Origin of the sequence: Methylobacterium haplocladii (genome assembly GCF_007992175.1) — a bacterium.
Taxonomy (GTDB): domain Bacteria; phylum Pseudomonadota; class Alphaproteobacteria; order Rhizobiales; family Beijerinckiaceae; genus Methylobacterium; species Methylobacterium haplocladii.
In genome coordinates, this window is record NZ_BJZT01000009.1 from 18433 (window position 1) to 39937 (window position 21505).

General features: G+C 67.6%; 16 protein-coding genes and 1 tRNA gene. 8 read left to right on the top strand and 9 right to left on the bottom strand.

Translation table 11 applies throughout. The features are described 5' to 3' along the window. Positions 1-25 precede the first annotated feature (25 nt). The 3 genes from dnaN to rpsT form a co-directional block, all read right to left on the bottom strand. Complete coding sequence (gene dnaN / locus MHA02_RS05605) at positions 26-1147, bottom strand: DNA polymerase III subunit beta (RefSeq protein WP_147077426.1); 1122 nt, start codon at positions 1145-1147, stop codon at positions 26-28. A 206-nt stretch (positions 1148-1353) separates the two neighbouring features. Next, the gene (gene dnaA, locus MHA02_RS05610) at positions 1354-2868 is read right to left on the bottom strand and encodes a chromosomal replication initiator protein DnaA (protein WP_147077428.1); all 1515 of its coding nucleotides are present in this window, start codon (positions 2866-2868) and stop codon (positions 1354-1356) included. Between the two features lie 579 nt (positions 2869-3447). Further along, positions 3448-3714: a 30S ribosomal protein S20 gene (rpsT, locus tag MHA02_RS05615; RefSeq protein WP_147077430.1), complete on the bottom strand. Its 267-nt coding sequence runs from the start codon at positions 3712-3714 to the stop codon at positions 3448-3450. Between the two features lie 263 nt (positions 3715-3977). On the opposite strand from rpsT, the gene MHA02_RS05620 reads away from it, so the two are divergent. Both MHA02_RS05620 and MHA02_RS05625 read left to right on the top strand, forming a co-directional pair. Next, positions 3978-4052 (top strand) — tRNA-Thr (locus tag MHA02_RS05620). A 190-nt stretch (positions 4053-4242) separates the two neighbouring features. Then, positions 4243-5442: a GNAT family N-acetyltransferase gene (locus MHA02_RS05625; RefSeq protein ID WP_147077432.1), complete on the top strand. Its 1200-nt coding sequence runs from the start codon at positions 4243-4245 to the stop codon at positions 5440-5442. Here the strand turns inward: MHA02_RS05625 and MHA02_RS05630 are convergent. From MHA02_RS05630 to MHA02_RS05660, 6 genes are all read right to left on the bottom strand, one after another. Further along, the gene (locus MHA02_RS05630) at positions 5414-6625 is read right to left on the bottom strand and encodes a glycosyltransferase family 4 protein (protein WP_147077434.1); all 1212 of its coding nucleotides are present in this window, start codon (positions 6623-6625) and stop codon (positions 5414-5416) included. The two genes, MHA02_RS05625 and MHA02_RS05630, sit on opposite strands and share 29 nt — an antisense overlap. Further along, positions 6622-7893 (bottom strand): glycosyltransferase family 4 protein, encoded by a 1272-nt coding sequence (locus tag MHA02_RS05635; protein ID WP_147077436.1) that lies wholly within the window; start codon positions 7891-7893, stop codon positions 6622-6624. Before MHA02_RS05635 ends, MHA02_RS05630 begins: the two co-directional genes overlap by 4 nt. Further along, on the bottom strand, positions 7893-8681 hold the full coding sequence (locus MHA02_RS05640) for a polysaccharide deacetylase family protein (RefSeq protein WP_147077438.1): 789 nt from the start codon (positions 8679-8681) through the stop codon (positions 7893-7895). Before MHA02_RS05640 ends, MHA02_RS05635 begins: the two co-directional genes overlap by 1 nt. Continuing rightward, positions 8678-10111 (bottom strand): O-antigen ligase family protein, encoded by a 1434-nt coding sequence (locus MHA02_RS05645; RefSeq protein ID WP_147077440.1) that lies wholly within the window; start codon positions 10109-10111, stop codon positions 8678-8680. Before MHA02_RS05645 ends, MHA02_RS05640 begins: the two co-directional genes overlap by 4 nt. Continuing rightward, complete coding sequence (locus tag MHA02_RS05650) at positions 10111-13464, bottom strand: glycosyltransferase (protein WP_238180477.1); 3354 nt, start codon at positions 13462-13464, stop codon at positions 10111-10113. Before MHA02_RS05650 ends, MHA02_RS05645 begins: the two co-directional genes overlap by 1 nt. Positions 13465-13688: 224 nt before the next feature. Next, positions 13689-14531 carry a class I SAM-dependent methyltransferase gene (locus tag MHA02_RS05660; protein WP_147077442.1) on the bottom strand — a complete coding sequence of 281 codons (843 nt, stop codon included), beginning with the start codon at positions 14529-14531 and terminating at the stop codon, positions 13689-13691. A 290-nt stretch (positions 14532-14821) separates the two neighbouring features. On the opposite strand from MHA02_RS05660, the gene MHA02_RS05665 reads away from it, so the two are divergent. The 6 genes from MHA02_RS05665 (at position 14822) to MHA02_RS05690 (ending at position 21446) form a co-directional block, all read left to right on the top strand. Next, complete coding sequence (locus tag MHA02_RS05665) at positions 14822-15421, top strand: cysteine hydrolase family protein (RefSeq protein ID WP_147077444.1); 600 nt, start codon at positions 14822-14824, stop codon at positions 15419-15421. 82 nt (positions 15422-15503) lie between these two features. Beyond that, the gene (gene poxB / locus MHA02_RS05670; RefSeq protein ID WP_147077446.1) at positions 15504-17264 is read left to right on the top strand and encodes a ubiquinone-dependent pyruvate dehydrogenase; all 1761 of its coding nucleotides are present in this window, start codon (positions 15504-15506) and stop codon (positions 17262-17264) included. Positions 17265-17455: 191 nt separating this feature from the next. Then, entirely contained in the window at positions 17456-18199 is a 744-nt protein-coding gene (locus MHA02_RS05675; RefSeq protein WP_147077447.1) for a (Fe-S)-binding protein, read from the top strand. A gap of 136 nt (positions 18200-18335) precedes the next feature. Then, positions 18336-19901, top strand: a complete 1566-nt coding sequence (locus MHA02_RS05680; RefSeq protein ID WP_147077449.1) for a lactate utilization protein B — start codon at positions 18336-18338, stop codon at positions 19899-19901. Further along, positions 19898-20521, top strand: coding sequence for a LutC/YkgG family protein (locus tag MHA02_RS05685; RefSeq protein WP_147077451.1), 624 nt, complete (start codon positions 19898-19900; stop codon positions 20519-20521). The genes MHA02_RS05680 and MHA02_RS05685 overlap by 4 nt, the downstream gene beginning before the upstream one ends. Before the next feature lie 64 nt (positions 20522-20585). Next, on the top strand, positions 20586-21446 hold the full coding sequence (locus MHA02_RS05690) for a transglutaminase-like domain-containing protein (RefSeq protein WP_147077513.1): 861 nt from the start codon (positions 20586-20588) through the stop codon (positions 21444-21446). Positions 21447-21505 lie beyond the last annotated feature (59 nt).

Sequence of the window (21505 nt, forward strand, 5' to 3'; positions counted from 1 at the left end):
TTCGGTGTGCGCCGGATAGCCCGTCTCACACCCGCATCGGCATCAACACGTAGAGCGCGGGCGCACCCTCCCGGTCCTGGATCACCGTCGGGGAGCCCGGATCGGCGAGCCGGAACAGGGCCGTATCGCCTTCCAGCTGGCTCGTGATGTCGAGGAGGTAGCGGGCGTTGAAGCCGATATCGAGCCCGGCCGCCTCGTAATCGACGTCGAGCTCCTCGGTGGCCGAGCCGGAATCCGGGTTGTTCACCGACAGCGCGAGGCGCCCGTCGGTCATCGCCAGTTTCACGGCGCGGCCGCGCTCGGACGAGATCGTCGAGACGCGGTCGACGGCGCGGGCGAATTCGTCGCGCTGGACCGTGAGCCGCTTGTCGTTCCCGGTCGGGATCACGCGCTGATAGTCGGGGAAGGTGCCGTCGATCAGCTTCGAGATCAGGGTCACGCCGCTCGCGAACGAGAGCCGGATCTTTGCCGGCGAGATCTCGATGGAGACGCTGTCGCCGCCGTCGTCGACGAGCTTCTGGATCTCGGCGACGGCCTTACGCGGCACGATGATGCCCGGCATGCCGCGGCTGCCCTCGGGCGCATCCATCTCGACGCGGGCGAGGCGGTGCCCGTCGGTGGCGACGGCGCGGAGTTTCAAGGCGCCCTCGACCTCGATCGTGTGCAGGTAGATGCCGTTGAGATAGTAGCGCGTCTCCTCCGTCGAGATCGCGAATTGGGTCTTGTCGATCAGCCGTTTGAGATCGAGCGAGGCGATCGCGAAGGCATGCGGCAACTCGCCCGCAGCGAGATCCGGGAAATCGCCCTCGGGCAGGGCACCGAGCGCGAACCGCGAACGGCCGGAGCGGATCGTCATCTGCCCGGTCTCCTCGCTGGTCTCGAGCGAGACCTGGGAGCCGTCGGGCAGCTTGCGCACGATATCGTAGATCACATGCGCCGGCACCGTGGTCGCGCCGGCGTCAGTGACGTCGGCCGGAACGGTCTCGGTCACCTCGATGTCGAGGTCGGTCGCCTTGAGCTGGAGGCCGTCGGCGGAGCCGCGCAGGAGCACGTTCGAAAGGATCGGGATCGTGTTGCGCCGTTCGACGACGCGATGCACGTGGCCGAGCGACCGTAGGAGGGCCGCGCGCTCGACAGTGACTCTCATCGGGAAAACTCTGAACTTCGGAGAACGCCTGCCGCCGCTGGAGATGCGGGATCGGGGCAAACAGCTTGGCGAAGCCGTACGCCCAAGGCAAGAGAGACGCGACGACCTTCCCGCCCGGATTGGATGCGGCGGACGCCGGGGCGAGTACCGAAACCCTCGCCGGAGCCGACACACGGACCGCGATCCGCGTGTCGGCGACGATACCTTCAGTCCTGCAGCATCCGCTTCAGCAGCTCGACCTCGTCGCCGAGCACCGGATCGTCGCCGATCAGCTTTTCGATCTTTCGAACTGCGTGGAGCACCGTGGTGTGGTCGCGGCCGCCGAAGCGCCGGCCGATCTCGGGGAGCGAGCGCAGGGTCAGCACCTTCGAGAGGTACATCGCGATCTGGCGCGGCTTCACGACGGCCGCGGTCCGGCGCTCCGAGAGGATGTCGGAGCGCGAGACGTTGTAGCGGGAGGCCACCAGCTTCTGGATGTCCTCGATCTTGATCCGCTTCGGCTCGCGGTTCTTCACGAGATCGCGGATCGCGGCCTCGGCCGTCTCCACCGTCACCGGGGCGCCGGTCAGGGTGGCGTGGGCGAGCAGCCGGTTCACGGCGCCTTCGAGATCGCGGCCGTTGGCGGTGATGGCTTTCGCGACGTAGGCGGCGACGGCGGGTGCGACTTCGAAGGTCGGGTGCGTCACGCGCACGGCCGTAAGCCGGGCCTGGAGGATCGAGGCGCGCAGGCCTTCGTCGAGGGTGCCGATCTCGACGACGAGACCGCCGGCGAGGCGCGAGCGCACGCGCTCGTCGAGGGCTTCGAGCTCGGTCGGCGGTCGGTCGGAGGCGACCACCACCTGCTTGCCGGCGTCGATGAGGGCATTGAGCGTGTGGCCGAACTCGGCCTGGATCGACTTGCCCTGGATGAACTGGACGTCGTCGAGGATCAACAGGTCGATGGCGCGCAGGCGCTCTTTGAAGGCGAGGGCGTTCTGGGTCTTCAGGGCGTTGACGAAGCCGTACATGAAGCGGTCGGCGGTGAGATAGATCACCCGGTGGCCTGCGTCGCGCGCGGCGTGGCCGATCCCGTGCAGGAGGTGCGTCTTGCCGAGGCCCACGCCGGCATGAACGTAGAGCGGGTTGTAGAGCGCGCCCTCGCCGTCATGACGGGACACGCGCTCGCCGGCGGCATGGGCGAGGGCGTTCGAGCGGCCGACGACGAAGCTCGCGAAGGTGAGGCGCGCATCGAGCGGCGCGCTGCTCATGTCGCCGGACGAGGCGGAGTCGGAGCGGGCAGCGGCGACGGTCTCGGAGACGGCGTTGGCGACGGCACCTTGCGCCGGAGCCGGAGCACCTGCCGCCTGATAGCGAGCCAGCGGTCCGGCAGGCGCGGCGGTTTTGGCCAGACCGGCCACCGGGCGCGGCGGCGCCGAGGCGCCACGCACGCCGACGTCGAGGCGGACGACGTCTTCGACTTCCGATTTGAAGGTGTTCAGGACCCGATCGACGTAATGCGATTCGATCCAGCTCTTGAGGAAGCGCGTCGGTACCGTCAGCCGGGCGACGCCGTTGACGACGTCCTCCAGTTCGAGCCGGGCGAACCAGCTCGCGAACACGTCCTCGCCGAGCTCGGCCCTCAGCCGGCGCTTCACCCGCGTCCAGGCCGCCTGGACATCGCCGGCGCCGTTGCCGTTCCTGCCGTTGCCGTCGCCGTCCGTCCTGCTGCCGTCGAGCTGCATAACCTGACTCTCCTCGCGTCCGAGGCGGGGGGACCGCCGGGGACGCGTACGCTCACGCTACTTGAAGGAGACCTCTGCGAGTCGCGAGGCCCCGGAACCGTCCTGCCCTGTCAAGTCCTACCTGGGGATCATCGACCGGCAAGATCGGTCTATCAACAATCCTCTATCGTTCTCCTAACACCGGGAAGTCTGGGGATAGCATCTGCGGGACCGAGGGGGCCTTAGCGCGGCCGATCGGAGTCGAGGCGCAGGTGCGGAACTTGGGGACGACTCCAGCGCAAGCCGTTGACACTTCGTAGTTGATCCGCGGTGGCAACGTTTTGTTAAGCTACAGGTCCGCGCGCCGCAGATGCAACTGAAACGATTCAGTTTAGCGTTAACGCGATCTGAACCGTTCGTCGGCTCGGCCATGCAAGAGGGCCGCTGGGACAAGTCCGAAGAAACTGTGAATAACCTGCGCGGGGCAGTGGATAAGCCGGGCGACGGCGCTTGGCAGGCATCTCGGGCGCGGACGCGACGCACGAAAAAGCCCGGCGCGAAGGCCGGGCTCTTTTCGTCGGTGGTGCCGGGGAAGGCGTCTCAGGCGGCGAGAGCCTTCACGCGGGCGGCAAGGCGCGAGACCTTCCGCGACGCGTTGTTCTTGTGAACGATGCCGTTCTGGGCAGCCTTCATGAGCTCCGGCTCGGCGACGCGCAGGGCGTCGGCGGCCACGGCCTGATCGCCGGCAGCGATCGCCTCCTCGACCTTGCGGACGAAGGTGCGCATGCGTGAGCGGCGCGAGCGGTTGATCGCCGTGCGCTTGGCGATCTTGCGGGTCATCTTTTTGGCCGACACGGTGTTGGCCATGGGGCATCCTCGTCTATTTGGGCGCCACCGAAACGTCCTCGCGATGGCGGGCGTTCGATCGACGCATCAGGTTGTGATCAGGCAAAGGCGACGCTGCCGGTCCGCGAAGCGCGTCCGGTAGCAGTGCCGGCTCTATAGACACGGGTTCGGATCGCGTCAACGCAGAGCCGAAAAACCTGCCGTTCCGGCCGTTGCCAAGCCCGACTCGATCCGTTAGAGCCGCCTCCTGCCGGACGGCGCCGCTTTTTCGGCCGCCCCCGCCTGCTGCGGTAGCTCAGTGGTAGAGCACCTCATTGGTAATGAGGAGGTCGTGGGTTCGATCCCCCCTCGCAGCACCATCAATTTTATCGGCTTATGGGCAGATGTGTGAGTGCTCTCAGGTTCAGGTGAACTTGGGAGCTTTCTGCGTTTGTCCGGGTGTATCGCGGACCGGCCGGTAACGGAACGCTGCGCCGTCATTCCGACGAGGGCGAGCGACACGCTTTCGAGCACGTGCGCCATCACCGCCATGATTTGAAGGAGCCGTTCGTGACCCTGGCGGACGCATCTGACGCGAGTACGGCCGTCGACGGACGAGCCGATGTCTTTCAGGTGCGCGTGGCCGAGTCGCCCTCCGCCTTCCAGGACTGGCCTCGCACCGATCGGGCGGCCGCCGCGCGTTGCCACGTCTTCCAATGCGCCGACATCCTCGACGTCTGGCTCGACACCATCGGCGCGGCGCGGCGGATCCGGGCGCTGTTCGTCGGCGTCTTCGATTCCACGGGACGGACCGTGATGCTGCTGCCGCTTGGGATCGAGCGCATCCGGGGCGTCCGGGTGCTCGGCTTCCTCGACGGGACAGTCGTCGACTACAGCCAACCGGTCCTGTTCCCGGCGGCATCGAAGCTCGATGCCGTTGCGATGAAGCGGCTCTGGCCGAAAATCCGGGCGGCTCTGCCCGGCTTCGATGTCGCGATTTTCGACAAGATGCCCACCGAGGTCTGCGGACGGTCCAATCCGCTGATGCATCTCGGCGTCGTCCGGATGCCCGAATCGGGCCATGTCATGAGCCTGCCCGAGAGCCGCGAGGATCTGGAAAAGCGGATCCCGGTCTCGAAGCGCCATGTCCGTTACATGCGGCAGCTCGCCAAGGATCACGCCGTGGGGTTGGAGGTCGCCGCTTCGCCCGAGCAGGCGCGGCAGTTCCTCGATGACATGATCGAGAACAAGACCCGCAAGTTCCACGAGACCCGCGTGCCGGGCTTCGAGATCCCGGGCAAGCGCGCCTTCTACGACGAGGCCACGCGACGGCTGGCAAACTTGGCCCCGATCCACCTGTCGGCGGTGCGGGCCGGCGACACGGTGGTCGCGAGCCACTGGGGCCTCGTCTACGACGACCGCTTCTACTTCCTGATGACCGCCTATGCGGGCGGCGCGTGGCGCAAGTTCTCGCCCGGCCGGATCCTCAACGACGAACTCATCCGCTGGTGCCACGGGCAGGGCTACCGCTGGTTCGATTTCGGCATCGGTGACGAGGCTTACAAGGACGAATATTGCGACTTGGTTATTCCGCTCCACGTCGCAGCGATCCCGGTGACTCTGCGCGGCCGGCTCTATGTCCAAGCCGGCGCGATCCTGAAGTGGCTTCGTGCGTCGCGGCTCTGGCAGAGGCTTCGCCCCTACAAGTGGATCCTGCTGCGTCGTCTGGAGGGCGGCAAATCTACGGGAGCGGGTGGGGAAGCGGCGTGAGCGTGCCGGGGATCATCTCGGAGCTCTGGTCGAGGCTGATCGTCTCGTAGACCGCGCGGACCTCCTCCGCGATCACGTCCCAATCGTAATCGCGGCCGACCAGCGCGCGCGTCGCCTCGCGCTGGGCGTCGGTGCGGAAGCTGGCGCAGGACTGGGCGATCGCCGCCGTCAGCGCTGGGATGTCGCCGACAGGGAAATAGCAGTCGTCCGGCAGCCCGATCTCGCGGTTGGCGGGAATGTCGCTGGCGATCACCGGCAAGCCCTCCGCCAGGGCTTCGAGCAGCGCGATCGGCAAGCCCTCGTGACTCGACGGCAGCACGAACAGGCCCGCATGGGCCATGAGTTCGCGCAGCGCCAGACCGCTCTGAAAACCCGTCGCAATTACACCCGGGGTCGCATCGGCCGCCGCGAGCACCATGCGGGAATAGGTGTCCTCGTGGTCTGCCGCACCGACGATGGCGAGGTGCCAGCCGTCCGGAGCACCGTGGGCGAAGGCCTCGATGAGGTCGAGATGCCGTTTCTCCGGCACGAGGCGGCTGACGGTGATGATGTAGCGCCGCCGCGTCAGCCCGAACTGGCGCAAGGCCGTGACGCTCGAGGGCTGGGGCTGCGGCGTGACGCCGTTCGGCACGGCGGCCACGAGGACGTCGTAGCGCGTGTTCATGGTGCGGGCGATGACACGCGAGACCGCGATGCGCCGGTCGGCGAAGCGCATGCCGACCCATTCGCCGAGCTTCAGCGCGACCCGCGCCAGCCGCCCCCATTTCGCACGTTCGTAGTCGAAGCCGTGATGGGTCACGACGACGCGAAGGCCGAGCGCGCGGGCGAACGGCACGAGAAGCGACGGGCCGACCGCGTGGATGTGGAGGATGTCCGGTCCGCGCCGGGCTGCATGCACGACGCCGACGAAGGTATGGACCACCGCCTCCAGGGAGCGCGTCCGCGGCGAGGGCAGGGGGGTGACGACGAGACCGCGCCAGCGATGCGGCTCCTTTCGCTCGACATACGGGCCGCGCGCCAGAATTTCGACCGAGCAGCCGGACCTGGCGAGCCGCAGGGCAAGCTCCTCGACGTGGCGCTCGACACCGCCCTGAACCCGCGGCAGGCCGCGCAGCCCGAGCATCATGACCTTGAGCGGACGGCCTGCCCCGCGCCGACGGCGCGGCTTGATCGGAGGCTTCATCGACGGCGCTCGCGGAGCGAGGCGTAGAGGTCAAGGAGGCGATCCCGATAGGATTCGCGTGAAAAATCCATTTCGACCCAGCGCCGCCCGGCCCGGCCCATCGCCAACAGCGTCTGCGCCGGCAGCCGCGCGAAGCGGACGAGTTCGGATGCCAGTGCCGTGACGTCGCCGGATGGGACGATGGCGCCGGTCTCGCCGTCGCGGATCATTTCCGGCAATCCGCCGATGCGGGCACCGATCACAGGGCGGCCGAGGGCATAGGCTTCGAGCACGCTGATCGGCGCATTCTCGTACCAGGTCGAGGGCAGTACGACGGCGCGGCAACCCCGGATTGCATTGTGCAGCGCCTCGCCCGTCTGGAACCCGAGGAAACGCAATTCGGCGCCGGTCTCGGCAGCGAGCGCGCGCAGGCCGTCCTCCATCGGCCCGGTGCCGACGAGGATGACCGGCTGCCCCGACAGGGCGCCCGCACGAACCAGCGTATCGAGCCCCTTCTCTGGGCTCAGCCGGCCGACATAGAGGAAGCCCTCGCCGACGGTCGTGCTCGGCCGCAGGGCGGTGGCATCGACGAAGTTCGGCACGTGGACGAAGCGCTCGCGCGGCCAGCCCCATTCCACCAGCTTGTCGATGTAGAACCGGCTCGGCACGGCGAAGGCGTCTACGGTGTCGCGATAGAGACCCAGTGCCCGATGCACGGCCGTCTCCAGCATGACGAGGCCGCTCAGCGGCAGCGATCCCTTGATGCAGCGGTTCACGACGACGTTGTGAATGCGGCCGCCCTTGCAGCGCTCGCAGACGTGGCCGTCGCGCAGCATCGTGTAGGCCGGGCAGGCGAGCTTGAGATCGTGGACCGTCATCACCACCGGAACTCCAGACTGTTTCAGGACCGGCAGGAAGGAGGGCGAGAGGTGATGATAGATGTTGTGGAAGTGGGCTACATCCGGTCGCGCTTCCGACAGGATGTCACGAAGTCGTGCGCGGGCCTCGCGCGAGTAGATGATGCTGGCGGCGTGCTTGATCCGCGTCAGCGGGCCGTAGGCGTGGCCGAACTCGATCTCTTCGACGAAATGGTGCTCGTGCGGGGAGGGGAGATTGCGCGGATGGCGCATGGCGAAGGGCACCACGTCCCAGCCGATCTCCTCGAAGAGGCGATTCTGCTCGATGAACACCACCTCTGCGCCACCGCGACGGTAATGGTAGTTGTTGATCGACAGGAGCCGCCCGGCCGCCGACGCCGTGGGAGCCGCGATCCGTTCCGCGAGAGCCATCACGATGCGAGCGCCCGATCGCCGGCGAACACCTGCCGCAAGGCGTCGCGCATCGTGACGATGGCGGCTCCCTGCCTCCGGGCCTCCGACACGGCGGCCCGGAGCAGGTCCGGATGGCAGCCCCACGGTTCGGGCCGCTCGCTGATGCCGTGACTGAAGAAGACCAGCCAGCCCCGCGCCTCGACGGCGCGAGCGATCCAGGACCGTGCCGTCTCCGCATCGATGCAGGCATCGGCCAGCTCGACGGCGCGCAGGAAGCCGAGATCGATGCGGCCGGCGTTGATCCCGGGGACGCCGCCGCGGCAGCTCGCATAGTGGGCTTCGAGCTGCCGCTTGGCGCGGAGCGAGGTGGTGTTGAAGGGGTAGGCGAAGTTCACGAGCGCGATGCCGGGATCGATCTCGCCGAGGAAGCCGGCGTTCTTCGCAATGTCGTTCGCGAGCGTCGCCCGGCCCAGCTCCGAGACGGCGCGATGCGAGAAGGTGTGGCAACCGATCTCGTGGCCGCGGCGATGCAGGTCGCGGCACTGATCCCGGCTGGCGAGGCGTCTGGTCGGCTCGACGGCGCCGACGAGACTGCCGGCGACGTAGAACGTGCCGCTGCCGCCCGCCTCCTCCAGAATCGCGGCACCGCGCTCGGCAGCCGAGTCCGGGATGTCGTCGAAGGTGAAGGACACCAGCGGCGCGTGAGGCCGGGCCTGCGCCGTCCGCGTGCGGATGGTGCGGGCGGCCAGGCGCGCAAGACGCCGCTGCAGCGGTTCCCGCATCGGGGCCTGGACCGTGCCGGTCATCGTGCAGGCTCGACCGATGACGGGACGATCACGCGGGCGCAGGCCAGGAAACGCAGACCGATGACCGCGAGCAAGAACATGAACCAGCCGGGCGTGTTGTTGAGGAAGATGCTCTCAAGGAAGCTCGTCAGCAGGCAGAAGACCCACAACCGCGTGAAGAAGGCCGTCGTCGCCGGGTCCCTGCCGCTGGCGAGGCTGCGGTTGAGATCCCGAAGCGGCTGAACCACGAAGGCGCCGAGGCTGATGATCAGGCCCGGCAGACCGGTGGTCAGCAGGATGTCGACATAGCCGTCGTGGCCGTTGGCGGCCTGGCTCGCGAAGGTCTCGGAGGCCGAGTAGAACACGGAACCGGAGCGCCAGAACGCCTCGAATCCGTGGCCGATCAGCGGCCTCGCGCTCAATTGCGAGAGGGCGTAGCTCCAGATCTCGGTGCGGTTGGTGAAGGTCGGGTCGGACGAGACCACCTCCAGGATCGCGTGAACCGGGGGCAGGACCACCGAGCCCACCGTGAACAATCCGAACAGCCCCAGCACCGCGGTGACGACCGCGCCGCGAACGAGCGGGCTCGGCACCCGCAGCAGGATCTCCGACAGCAGCAGCGAGACCGGGAGAAGCGCCAGCGCGGTCTTCGACACCGTTGCGATGAGGAAGAACGCGGAGGCGGCCCCGAGGAGCCAGCCGATCGCCGCGTTGAACGTCCGCGCGACGTAGACCGAGACGATCACGGCCAGCGCCATGGCGCCGCCGGCGGCGTTCTTGTGCAGGAACGAGCCGCGCCAATGCCCCGCATGCATCGGCTCGAGGATCTCGTCGGCGGAATGGACGGCGTGGCTCGGCCAGAGCGCGACCCCGCCGTAGCAGATCAGCAGCACGGCGAGCAGCGAGACCGCGAGATAGGCGGAAAACATCCGCCGATCGCCGGCCATCAGCAGCACGTTGACCACCTGAACGAGTATGAGGAGCGTCAGCACGTAGCGGCGCGCCGACAACGACGGCTCCACGGACAGGCCGGCCGCGACGAGGTACCAGGCCAGTGGGGCCAGGAAGAGCGGCACGGCGAGGCTGTGGGCATGGCGCCAATTGCCCAGCGCGAGGCTCGCGGCGGACAACCCGGCGAGGAGGAAGACGGCGGCCTGATTGAGGGCGCCGGCCGACTCGCTCGGCGTCTGGGAGGTCGGATCGGTCAGATCGATGAACGGGTTCACCGAAATCCAGAAGAACAGGAACACCAGCAGAAACAGCAGACCCGAAGCGGCCACGGACAGGGCCGAGCCGAACGGTGCCGGTCTCGCCGCCAACGCCTTCGGCGGCGGTCCGGATTCGGCCGTCTGCTTGGGTCCGCGCTCCAACCGGATCGGCTCGACCTCGGCGTCGGCCCGCGGACCGACCCGGTAGCGATAGTCGAGGGGCGGCGAGGTCTCGGCCGCCATCACGACCGCTCCAGGAGGAAGAAGGTCGTCGGACCGTGGCTGGGTGCGGCGCTGTCGAGGTCGATCACCACGGTGTTCGCCTCGGCACGCATCGTCATCGCATCCCCCGGCGTGCCGTCGAGATGCAGCGCGCGCAGACGCCACTCCCGCCGTGCATCGAGGGCGAGCCGCAGGCGCACCGTCTGCCGTTCGATCAGAATCGGCATTTCGCCGAAGCTCTCGACGGTGTGCGCCTCGCCGTCGCGAAAACGCATGCCGGTGTTCCGCGCGTCTGTGGCGAAGATCAGTAGAACGCGCCGGGAGGCGGTCAGGTCGCGCCCATCGAGCGCACTTGCCGCGAGCAGAGCCGGCCCGCTCGCAGCCTCGATCGTCAAGAAGCCGAGCCGGAGCGGCCCGGTCACCGCGGCATAGCTCGCGGCCACGGTGCGCGGCGTGACGACCTGAACCCGGCGCGCTCGGGCGTCGAGCCGGATCTGCCTGCCGGCGCTTTCGTAGATGCCGAGGGCTTCGTCGGTCGCGTTGTCGGCCGCCACGGCCCCGCGCTCCACAAGCAGGCTCCGATACGCTGCGAAGGAAAGCGCCGTTCCGTGCGACAGGGCCGGCAGCGTGGTGACGCCGGCCGAAACACCATTGCCGGCCCGCGAAACGAGCCCGAAGCGCGTCAGCAGACCGAGCTTCGTCACGGCATCCGGCAAGCCGCCGAGGCCGTCGTCGATGAGGTCGGCCATCGTCCCGAACGGCAGAGCCGCGCCGCCTTGCGCCTCGGCGACGTCGCCGCGCCGGAACAGCAGGGCTGCCAGGGTCTCGCCGGCCCGGCCGACCGGATCGAGGGAAATCCCGTAGGGCAGCAACTTGCTCTTGTGCGGCCAGGGCTGGTCGACGGTCAGGTCGATCGGCCCGGCCGCGTGGCGGCAGATCGCATCCCAGCCCTGGAGCGCGGCATAGGCCGGCACCACGATCCCCGCCTCGTGCCGGAAGCGGTTCCAGAACAGGTGGTCGTACTCGGTGACGAGGAAGGGCCGGCCGAACCGGCGGCGGCCAACCAGCTCGCGCAGGTAGCCGGCCGCATCGTCGAGTGAACTCTTCTGCGAGATCGTCGTGCCGGGATCGAACGAGAGCACTTCGTCGAAATAGGCGTTCATGCCGACGACCGGTAGCGCCGCCCGGCTCAGATCGGTCTGGCTGGACAGGCCGTTGTTGTAGGCGCTGACGAGGCCCGAATAGCCGAGCCTGCCGAGTTCGCCGGTCATCCAGCCGACGGTGTCCGTCTCCAGAGCGATGAAGAACCGCTTGAGATCGCGCATCCGCGGGCCGGCGACGTAGCGATCCGTGGGCAGGCGCACCGTTCCAGCCTCGACGCTCTCGTCGCGGCCGAGATTGCCCCAAGCCGAGCGGAGCCCTGCGGTGGTCCGGTAGGTCGCCCGCAGCCAAGCGTTGAAGGGCGCCTGGAGCGTATCCGGGTAGGCTTTGCCGGAACCCTTCTCGGCGAGGATCGTGTCGAACTCGACGCCATTCTCGTTGGCGAGAACGACCAGCGCCAGCGCCGGATCTTTCAATGGAATCAGACCCGTATAGGGATTTACGCTGCCATAGATCGTTTCGATCAATCGCCGCCAATGGGCGCGCGCGGCCTCGTCGAGATGGACGCCGAGCTTAAGGCCGCCCGCATTGCCCCAGCGATCCGCGACGCCGCCGAGGCCGCCGGACTGCGACGTCAGCCCGTCGATCATCCAGTAGACGCCGTTCCGCTTCAGTGCGGCGAGCAGGTAGCGGAGCCGGTCGAACTGCTCCGGATCGAGATCGAAGTCGCGCCCCCGCCCGCTCATCAGGATGGCGTCCGCGAAATGCAGGCGGGCGATGTTGTAGCCGTGGACGCGAAGCTGCCGCGCGTAGCGGTCCGCGGTCGGCTTGTCGGGATAGCTGCCCGAGGCCGGGCTCCAGGCGAGCGACGCACAGAGGAACGGGACGCGCGTGGCCGGATCGTCCGCCAGCGCCAGGTTGCCGGACGGCCCCGCGATCACGCGGCCGCGGCTTCCTGCCGGAGCGAGCGGCCCGAGGCCGGAGAAGTCGAGGGGGCTGCCCTCGGCAATGGCGAGGTTGCGGTCGCGCAGAGCCACCCACTGTCCCTCGGCCGGCCGGGCATCGGCACGTTCGATCGGCACGGCGGCTGTGATGGCGATGGAAAGCCCCGCCCAGAGGGCCAGCGTCCTGGCCGTCCGGCTCGGCGGCACGTTCGGGGTCGAGGGCGACGGCAAGGGCGAGATGTCGGGCCGAGCCGCCGGCTCCGAGATCGTGCCGTCGATCCGTTCACCCGGCGGAACACGTCCCGCGAGAAAGCCGCGTGCCATGCCGAAGGCGTGCGCGTTCCAGGCGACGAAGGCGTAGAGGCCGAGCGAGAGCGAGCGGTAGCGCAGGCTCAAGGCGGCAACGGGAAGTGCGATCAGACCGGCGAGCGCGGCAAGTTTCACGAGCCCCGGCGCGGCGACGGCGATGGCGGCGGCCAAGAGCCAGGCGAGATAGACCCCGAGCCAGAGCCGGATCTCCGGTAGGTCGCGCAGGGCCATACGGAGATGAGGCCGCCCGATCGCGCCCCGCAGCAGTTCGCCGATGCCATCGAGATAGTGGCTCGCGATCCGCCGGCGCAGCAGAGCGTAGCCGCCGATCACGTGGCCGTAATGGTCCACGAAGGGAACGGCGAGCCGATGCAGCGACCAGCCGGCCGCACGCAGCCGCACGGCGAGGTCGAACTCCTCGTAGCCGTGCAGGTTGCGATCGCTGAAATGACCGACCTGTTCGATGGCCTCCCGCCGGTAGAGGCCGCCGCCGTTGAGCCGGTCGACGGGGCCGGGCTCCAGGTCGGCTGCGCCGCGCAAGGCACGGCGCTTGAATTCGAGGTTCACCACGTTGACGTCGCGCACGCCGCCGCCGACCCCCGCTACCTTCGGGTTTTCGCCGAGGAAACGGAGGGCCGCGAGGAGGAAGCCGGGATCGAGCTCCATGTCCCCGTCGATCAAGCACACGAAACCACCGCGAGCGTACTGGTAGCCGAGCTGCGGCCCGATCCCGCAGCTGCGGCGCACGTCGTCCGCGAGCCGAGCGACACGCGCCCCGGCCGCCGCCGCGATTTCGGCTGTGCGATCGGTCGAGCGGCTGTCGGCGAGGATGACCTCCCCCGTGCCGATTCCCGCCTCACTGAGCGCGGACAGCGCGGCACGAGCGCTCGCGACGGCGCGCCCGATATGGACCTCCTCGTTGAGCGCCTTGATCACCACGGTAACGAGCACCGTCGCCGCCGCTCGGGAAAGCGAGCTTCTGCCGACGTCCTCTCCACCCTGTGTCGGTGTGCTGCTCATTCACGCGTCCTGCCGTTGCAGATGTCTCGGCACACCGCTCCGAGCAGCATTCCGTGCCCGGTCCTCTCCCGATGACGGCCGATCCCATCGGCGGACCCGGCGTCCGAGCGGCTTTTACTTAAGTGGTTTCAGCTAGAATTTCTAAGAAGAACCAGTAGGTGCGATCAGACAGTACTCTCGCCCTACAATATTTCTACGAGATTGCTGTGGACGATGAGATCGGTTCAAGGCTTTTCCGCCAGCACGATGCCCGTCAGCACATTCATGTCCGCGGCATCGTCGCGATAGGGCTCGTACAGGCCAGCCGTGCTCCAGGCCTGATACACGGCATCCGCGACATCTACGGGACGGCACTCCGCGTTCGTCCAGCCATGCCGCTGCAGGGCCTCGAGATAGTCCCTGGGCCGGCGCCGGTTCGGTTGGCCAGGGAATCCGAGGCTCCGGTAGAGGCTGGGCGAGAAACGGTAGATGCTGTTGGGGTCGGTCGCGCGGATGCCGCGCGTATGGGTTTGAAAATCGACGCCGGCAAGAAGAGTCGCTCCCGGACGGGCGACCGCGGCGAGCTGTGCGATCACGTGCTCGATATCCTCGAAATGCTCGAACGCGGCGTTGCTGAGGAGAAGGTCGAAGGTCCGGCCGCCGGCTGCGCACGCAATGTCGAATTCGGGCGTGACCACATAGCCGACCGGATCGGTCCGGCCGCGTTCCAGAGCATCGACGGCCCAGAGGATCCGCGCCCGGTCGAACACGGGCGGCAGTTCGGCCTCGGCGAGCGCGCGGTAGAAGCCGGGGGGCGTGCGGCCCGCGAGATCGAAGGCATCGATCGCATGATAGGAGCGTGCGCCGAGACCGACGAGCAGCACGCCCGTTCCGAGGGTCGCACCCGGACCGAGTTCGAGAATATCGAGACCGGCCAGATTCTTCGCGCCATGGCGCGTATCGAGATGCTTCCGCCAATCCAGAACGATGTCCACCACATGCGCGATGGCGCGCGGCCAATCGTCGGGCGAGAAATCGGTCGGGTTGCGATAGCCTCCGACGCGGTGCCGCAGGCTCGCACCGGCCAAAGCCGCGAGTCCGAGCCCGTAGAAAAGTCGATTCTTGAGCGGTGTCACGAACTGTCCGTGTTCCACGCCCCCCGGTTGTACCCAGCCGCGACAGACATTTTCAATTCGTGAATCCCGGCGTCGATCCACCCAAGCGGCAGTGGATGACGCGCTCCATCGTGCCTGTTAGAGGTCCGGCGCCGAGACCGTCCGATGCAGCGGGCTCGGGCCTTTACCGGCCGCGGGTTCGCGTCCCGCAGGGGTTGCGACGGCCGCGCCGATCGCTCGAAAATCTCGGAGGAGCACCGCCGATGTCGGATCTCAAGACCCTTCGCGACGTCTCCGGGCTGAGCCCGAGCCCGGCGCTCCTGCGGGACTCGGCGCTGTTGATGGTCGACCTGCAGAACACCTATCGCGAAGGGCTGATGAAGCTCGAAGGCGTCGAGCCGGCGATCGTCGAGGCGCAGGCGCTGCTGGAACGGGCCCGCAAGGCCGGCATCCCGATCATCCACGTGCGCCACGATGCCGGAGCGGGCTCGCCCTACGACGTCGCGGCGCGGATCGGCCAGATCAGCGACGAGGTCGCGCCGCAGGGCGACGAGGCGGTGATCACCAAGGCCTATCCGAGCGCCTTCGTCGGGACCGACCTGCAGCAGCTTTTGGAGAAGGCCGGCGTGAAGAACGTCATCGTCGCCGGCTTCATGACCCACATGTGCGTGAACTCGACCGCGCGCAGCGCCTTCAGCCTCGGCTTCAGCCCAACGGTGGTGGCCAGCACCACGGCGACGCGCGACCTGCCGAGCGCGGACGGTTCGATCGTCTCCGCCGCCGCATTGCAGGCCGCAAGCCTCGCCGCCCTCGGCGACCTTTTCGCGGTCGTCGCGCAGAGGCAGACGGACATCCCGGACTGACGCTCACGCGTATCCCGATGCTGCAGCGCGGAACACGGCGCTGCCTCCATCGGTTCGGCTCGTTGAAACAGGAGCCGGATCGATGCCCAACGCCAATGTCGCCGACCTCATCGTCGAAACCCTCGCCCAAGCCGGCGTCGGGCGTGTCTACGGCCTCGTCGGCGACAGCCTGAACGCGATCACGGAGTCGATCAGGACGCGCGACGATATCGACTGGGTCCATGTCCGCCACGAGGAGGTCGCGGCCTTCGCTGCCGGCGCCGAGAGCCAGATCACCGGCCAGCTCGCCGTCTGCGCGGGCAGCTGCGGTCCGGGCAACCTCCACCTCATCAACGGCCTGTTCGACTGCCACCGCACCCGCACGCCGGTGCTCGCCATCGCCGCGCACATCCCCTCGGCCGAGATCGGCTCGGGCTATTTCCAGGAGACGCATCCGGAAAACCTGTTCCGGGAGTGCAGCCACTATTGCGAACTGGTCTCCGACCCGAGCCAGCTGCCGCAGGTCCTGGAAGCTGCCATGCGCGCCGCGATCGGCCAGAGCGGCGTCGCCGTCGTCGTCATCCCCGGCGACGTGGCGCTGAAGGAAGCGCCGACCCGTGGCATCGCGCCGAATGCCGGCCTGTTACCGCGCAGGCCCATCGTCCGACCGGCCGACCCCGATCTCGACGAACTCGCCGAACTGCTCAACGGATCGTCCCGCGTGACGCTCCTTTGCGGCCGCGGCTGCGCCGGGGCCCATGCCGACCTGCTGCGCCTCGCCGAGAACCTGAAGAGTCCGATCGTCCACGCCCTCGGCGGCAAGGAGTTCGTCGAGTACGACAACCCCTACGATGTCGGCATGACCGGCTTGATCGGTTTCTCGTCGGGCTACGCCGCGATGATGAGCTGCGACGTCCTGCTGATGCTCGGCACCGACTTCCCCTACCGCCAGTTCTACCCGACCAAGGCCAAGATCGCGCAGATCGACCTACGGCCGGAAAATCTGGGGCGGCGCTGCCGGCTCGATCTCGGCCTGGTGGGCGATGTCGGCGCAACCATCGACGCGCTGCTGCCGAAGCTGCGCGCCAAGACGGATCGCTCCTTCCTCGACGACAGCCTCAAGCATTACGCCAAGGCCCGCGAGGATCTCGACGAACTCGCGACGCCGAAGCCCGCCCGCGGCTGGTTCGGCCTGAAGCGCGACAAGCCGGTGATCCACCCGCAATACCTCGCCAAGGTGGTGAGCGAGACGGCCGCCGACGACGCGATCTTCACCGCCGACGTCGGCACGCCGACGATCTGGGCCGCGCGCTATCTGAAGATGAACGGCCGGCGCCGTCTGCTCGGCTCCTGGGTGCACGGCTCGATGGCCAATGCCATGGCGCAGGCCATCGGCGCGCAGGCGAGCGACCGGAGGCGCCAGGTGGTCTCGCTCTCCGGCGATGGCGGCTTCGCCATGCTGATGGGCGACCTGCTCACGCTGCGCCAGGAGAAGCTTCCGGCGAAGATCGTCGTGTTCAACAACGGGTCCCTCGGCTTCGTCGAGATGGAGATGAAGGCCGCCGGCTACATCGAGACCGGCGTCGCCCTGGAGAACCCCGACTTCGCCGCCGTCGCCCGTGCCACCGGCATCCATGGTGTCCGTGTCGAGGATCCGGCCGAGCTGGAGAGCGCGGCCCGCGACGTGTTCGCGCATGACGGCCCAGCCCTGCTGGACGTTGTGGTCGCCCGCAACGAACTCTCGATGCCGCCCAAGATCGACGGCCAGCAGGTGAAGGGCTTCAGCCTCTACGTGATGCGGGCGGTGATGAGCGGGCGCGGGGATTCGGTACTCGACCTCGCCAAGACGAACCTGCTCCGGTAGAACGGGCAGGTTACAAAGATTCCAGTCTATCGAATCCGACGCCGACATTCCGGGGCCGCGCAGCGGAACCCGGAACCCACTTGTGATGCGACGCCGGCAGCGGCGTTCCGGTCGATCGTGGGTTCCGGGTTCTCGCCGTTGGCGAGCCCCAGGATGACGGCCATAGCGCTTTAATCGAGTCGAAGAACGCCATGCGCATCGGGCTGTTCGTCCCCTGCTACGTCGATGCCTTCGAGCCCGAGGTCGGGATCGCCACGCTCGAACTGCTGGAGCGCTTCGGGCTCAGGGTCGAATACCCTTACGACCAGACCTGCTGCGGCCAGCCGATGACGAACACCGGCTGCCATGCCGAGGCTGCGGCGACCGAAGCCCTATTCGTGAAGAACTTCTCGGGATTCGACTACGTCGTCGCGCCCTCCGGTTCTTGCGTGCATCAGGTCCGCGAGCACCTCACCGCGATCCCGCAGACGGACGAGGTGAAGGCCGTCCGCGCGAAGACCTTCGAACTCGTCGAGTTCCTGCACGACGTGCTGAAGATCGAGGAGCTGCCCTGGGCCGAGTTTCCGCACAAAGTCGCCTACCACAACAACTGCAACAGCCTGCGGGGCATCCACCACGCCCGGCCGTCCGAGCTGAATGCGCCGTTCTTCTCGAAGCCGCTCGACCTCCTCAAGAAGGTCAAGGGCATCGAGATCGTCGATCTGACGAGGCCCGACGAGTGCTGCGGCTTTGGGGGCACCTTCTCGGTGTTCGAACCTGCCGTCTCGGCCAAGATGGGCTACGACAAGGTCGGCGATCAGGCGCGGGCGGGGGCCGACTACGTCGTCTCGGCCGACTCCTCCTGCCTGATGCACCAGAAGGGCTGCGCCGAACGGCTCGGGCTGCCGCAGAAGTTCATCCACATCGCCCAGGTTCTGAACGGAGCCGCCGCATGACCGATCTCACCCGACATTGCGAGCGCAGCGAAGCAATCCAGGGCCGACTCTCAAACCGTCGAGACTATGGCCCTGGATTGCTTCGCTGCGCTCGCAATGACGGGGTGAACGATGTCTGGGCCGTGGAGCTGTTGCCATGAGCGCCGAAGACCTGCGTCCGCAGGAAGATTCGCTTCATCCGCACGTCCAACCGGCGAGCGACGAAAGCGCCCGTGGCCAGGACGGCCAGCGCCTCCAACATGCCGAAGGCGCCTCGAAACCGGTCCGCGCGCCGGCAACCCGCGAGGCCCAGCCCCGCGGCGCGAAGATCCGCGGCGACAGGCCGATCGATCAGGCCGAGGCGGCCGAGCGCTTCCTGGCCGCGCCGCTGCATCAGGCCGCGCACGACGCCCGCCTGTGGGACGTCCGCAAGAAGCGCGACGTCGCCACCCAGGCGATCCCCGAATGGGAAGAGCTTCGCGAGCTCGCCTCGCAGATCAAGACGCACACGCTCAGCCATCTGGACGAATACCTCGAGCAATTCGAGGCGGCGGCCAAGGCCAATGGCGTTCACGTCCACTGGGCGGCGGACGGCGTCGAACACAACCGCATCGTCCACGGCATCCTCAAGGATCACGGCGCGAAGACGCTGATCAAGTCGAAGTCGATGCTGACCGAGGAATGCGGCTTTCGCCACTACATGGCGGCCAACGGCATCGACATCATCGAGACCGATCTCGGCGAGCGCATCCAGCAGCTCGACGACGAGGAGCCGAGCCACGTCGTGATGCCGGCGGTCCACAAGACCCGCATCGACGTCGCCGAGGTCTTCGCCCGCACGCTGGGTACCGACCCGACCAACGACGACGCGCATTACCTCGCCGAGAGCCAGCGCATGACGACGCGCCCGCTCATCCTGCAGGCGGATGCGGGGATGACGGGTTGCAACTTCGCCATCGCCGAGACCGGCACCGTCGTCACCTGCACCAACGAGGGCAATGCCGACCTCTCCGGCAACGTGCCGAAACTTCAGATCCACTCGATCGGCATCGAGAAGCTGATCCCGCGAATCGAGCATCTCGGCGTGTTCATCCGGGTGCTCGCCCGCTCGGCGCTGGGCTCGACCATCACCCAGTACACCTCGCATTTCCGCAAGCCCCGGGCCGGCTCGGAGATGCACATGGTGCTGGTCGATAACGGCCGTTCGGCCCGGCTCGGGATGGAGGAGTTCTGGACCTCGTTGAAGTGCATCCGCTGCGGCGCCTGCATGAACACCTGCCCGGTCTACCGGCGCTCGGGAGGCCTCTCCTACGGGGCGACCTATTCCGGACCGATCGGGCTGATCATCGACCCGACCTTCAACAAGCGGAAGTATTCGACCCTGCCGTTCTCCTCCACGATGAACGGCTCCTGCACCAACGTCTGCCCAGTGAAGATCAACATCCACGAGCAGATCTTCGCTTGGCGCAAGGTGCTGGCCGAGGAGCACCAGATCCCGCTGCTGAAGCAGGGCATGATGAAGGCGGCCGGCGCCGTGCTCAGCCGCCCGGCCGCCTATCGCGCGGCGATCGGCACCGGCGATTCGGCGCTCCGGGCGCTGCCGCGCTTCGCCGTTTATAATCCGCTCAACACCTGGGGGAAGGGCCGCGAGATGCCGGAGACCCCGAAACAGAGCTTTCACAGCTGGTACAGGCAGAACCGGATGAAGGACGACGCGAAATGACGAGCCGCGCGGCGACGCTCGCCGCCATCCGAACGAACCGGCCGAAAGGCAATTTCCCGCTGCCGGCAATCCCGGCCTTCACACCGCTGGTCACTGCGGATCTCGTCGAGGAGTTCGGCGAACGCTTGAAGCGCATGGGCGGCCGCATCGAACCGGCCGGCGATACGGACCCGCTGGCGGCCGTGCGCGAGCGTCTCGACAGTTCGAAGGTCGTGGCCTCGACCGTGCCCGAGGTAACAGGCAACCGCGATCTCGCGATGGTGGCGAGACCGGCGGATCTCGAGGACGTCGATGTCGCCGTGGTGCGTGCCGCTTTCGGTATCGCCGAGTCCGGCTCGGTCCTGTTCACAGAGCGCGAGCTCGTCGTGAACGCCGTCGCCTATCTCGCGCAGCATCTGATCGTGCTGCTCGATCCGGCCGACATCGTCGACACCGTGCAAGCCGCGTATCGCCGTCCCGAATTCGCGAACTCGGCCTATGCCGTACTGCACACCGGCCCGTCCGCGACGGCCGATATCGAGGGCGTGCTCATCCATGGGGCACAGGGCGTGCGCTCCCTGACCGTCGTCCTGCTGCAGCGCAAAATTGAGGCAGCTCGAGCGGGAGCGGAAAGAGGGTGAAGACGTTGGCGTGCATGGTGATTTCACCATGGCCCCGATACCTCACCAACTTCCGGACATCGACGTGCGCTTCAAACTCGGCTGCAGCCTCGCCTACCAGGTGAAGGCCCCCACCACCTTTATTTTCAACGTCGAGGTCGCGCATCTCAAAAGTCTTTCGATCGCGAGCGAGATCCTGACCTTCGCGCCCGACATCGACCGGCGCGTCTACGTCACGCCGGATATGAAGAACCGTTACATCGGCCTCAACGTCGTCCCCGGACCGCTCTCGCTCGAATACAATGCCGAGGTCGAGTTGACCGTGCATCGTGCCGATCCGGCGACGATCAACGAGACGCCGGTCTCCGAGCTTCCGCTCGACATCCTGCCCTTCCTGCTGCCAAGCCGCTTCGTCTCCTCGGATCGTCTCGCCGCCTTCGCCCAGGCCGAGTTCGGGCATCTGCCCAAGGGCCACCGCCGGGTGAACGACATCTGCACCTGGATCAACGAGCACATCGCCTACCAGCGCGGCGCCAGCGACGGCGAGACCACCGCACACGAGACGCTGTTGAAGCGCGCCGGAGTCTGCCGCGATTTCGCGCATCTCGGCACGGCCTTCTGCCGGGCGCTCGGCATCCCGGCCCGCTTCGTCTCGGCCTATGCGTACGGCCTCGTGCCGGCCGATTTCCACGCGGTGTTCGAGGCCTATCTTGACGGCCGCTGGTGGCTGTTCGACGCGACGCGGCAGGCCCATCTCGACGGTCTCGTGCGCATCGGCGTCGGCCGCGACGCCGCCGAGATCGCTTTCTGCACGCCCTACGGCGAGATGGAGCCGACGGACATGCAGATCCGCATCGAGCGCGCCGACGGCGGCCCCGAGCCGACCGAGCGCACGGTCGACGCGATCTCGACGGAAGAGCCCGCGCCGCATGCCGGCGCGGTGTGAGGCTCGACATGCGACGCGATCCTGGCATCCTGTGATCCGGTGACATCAGGAGACACCGG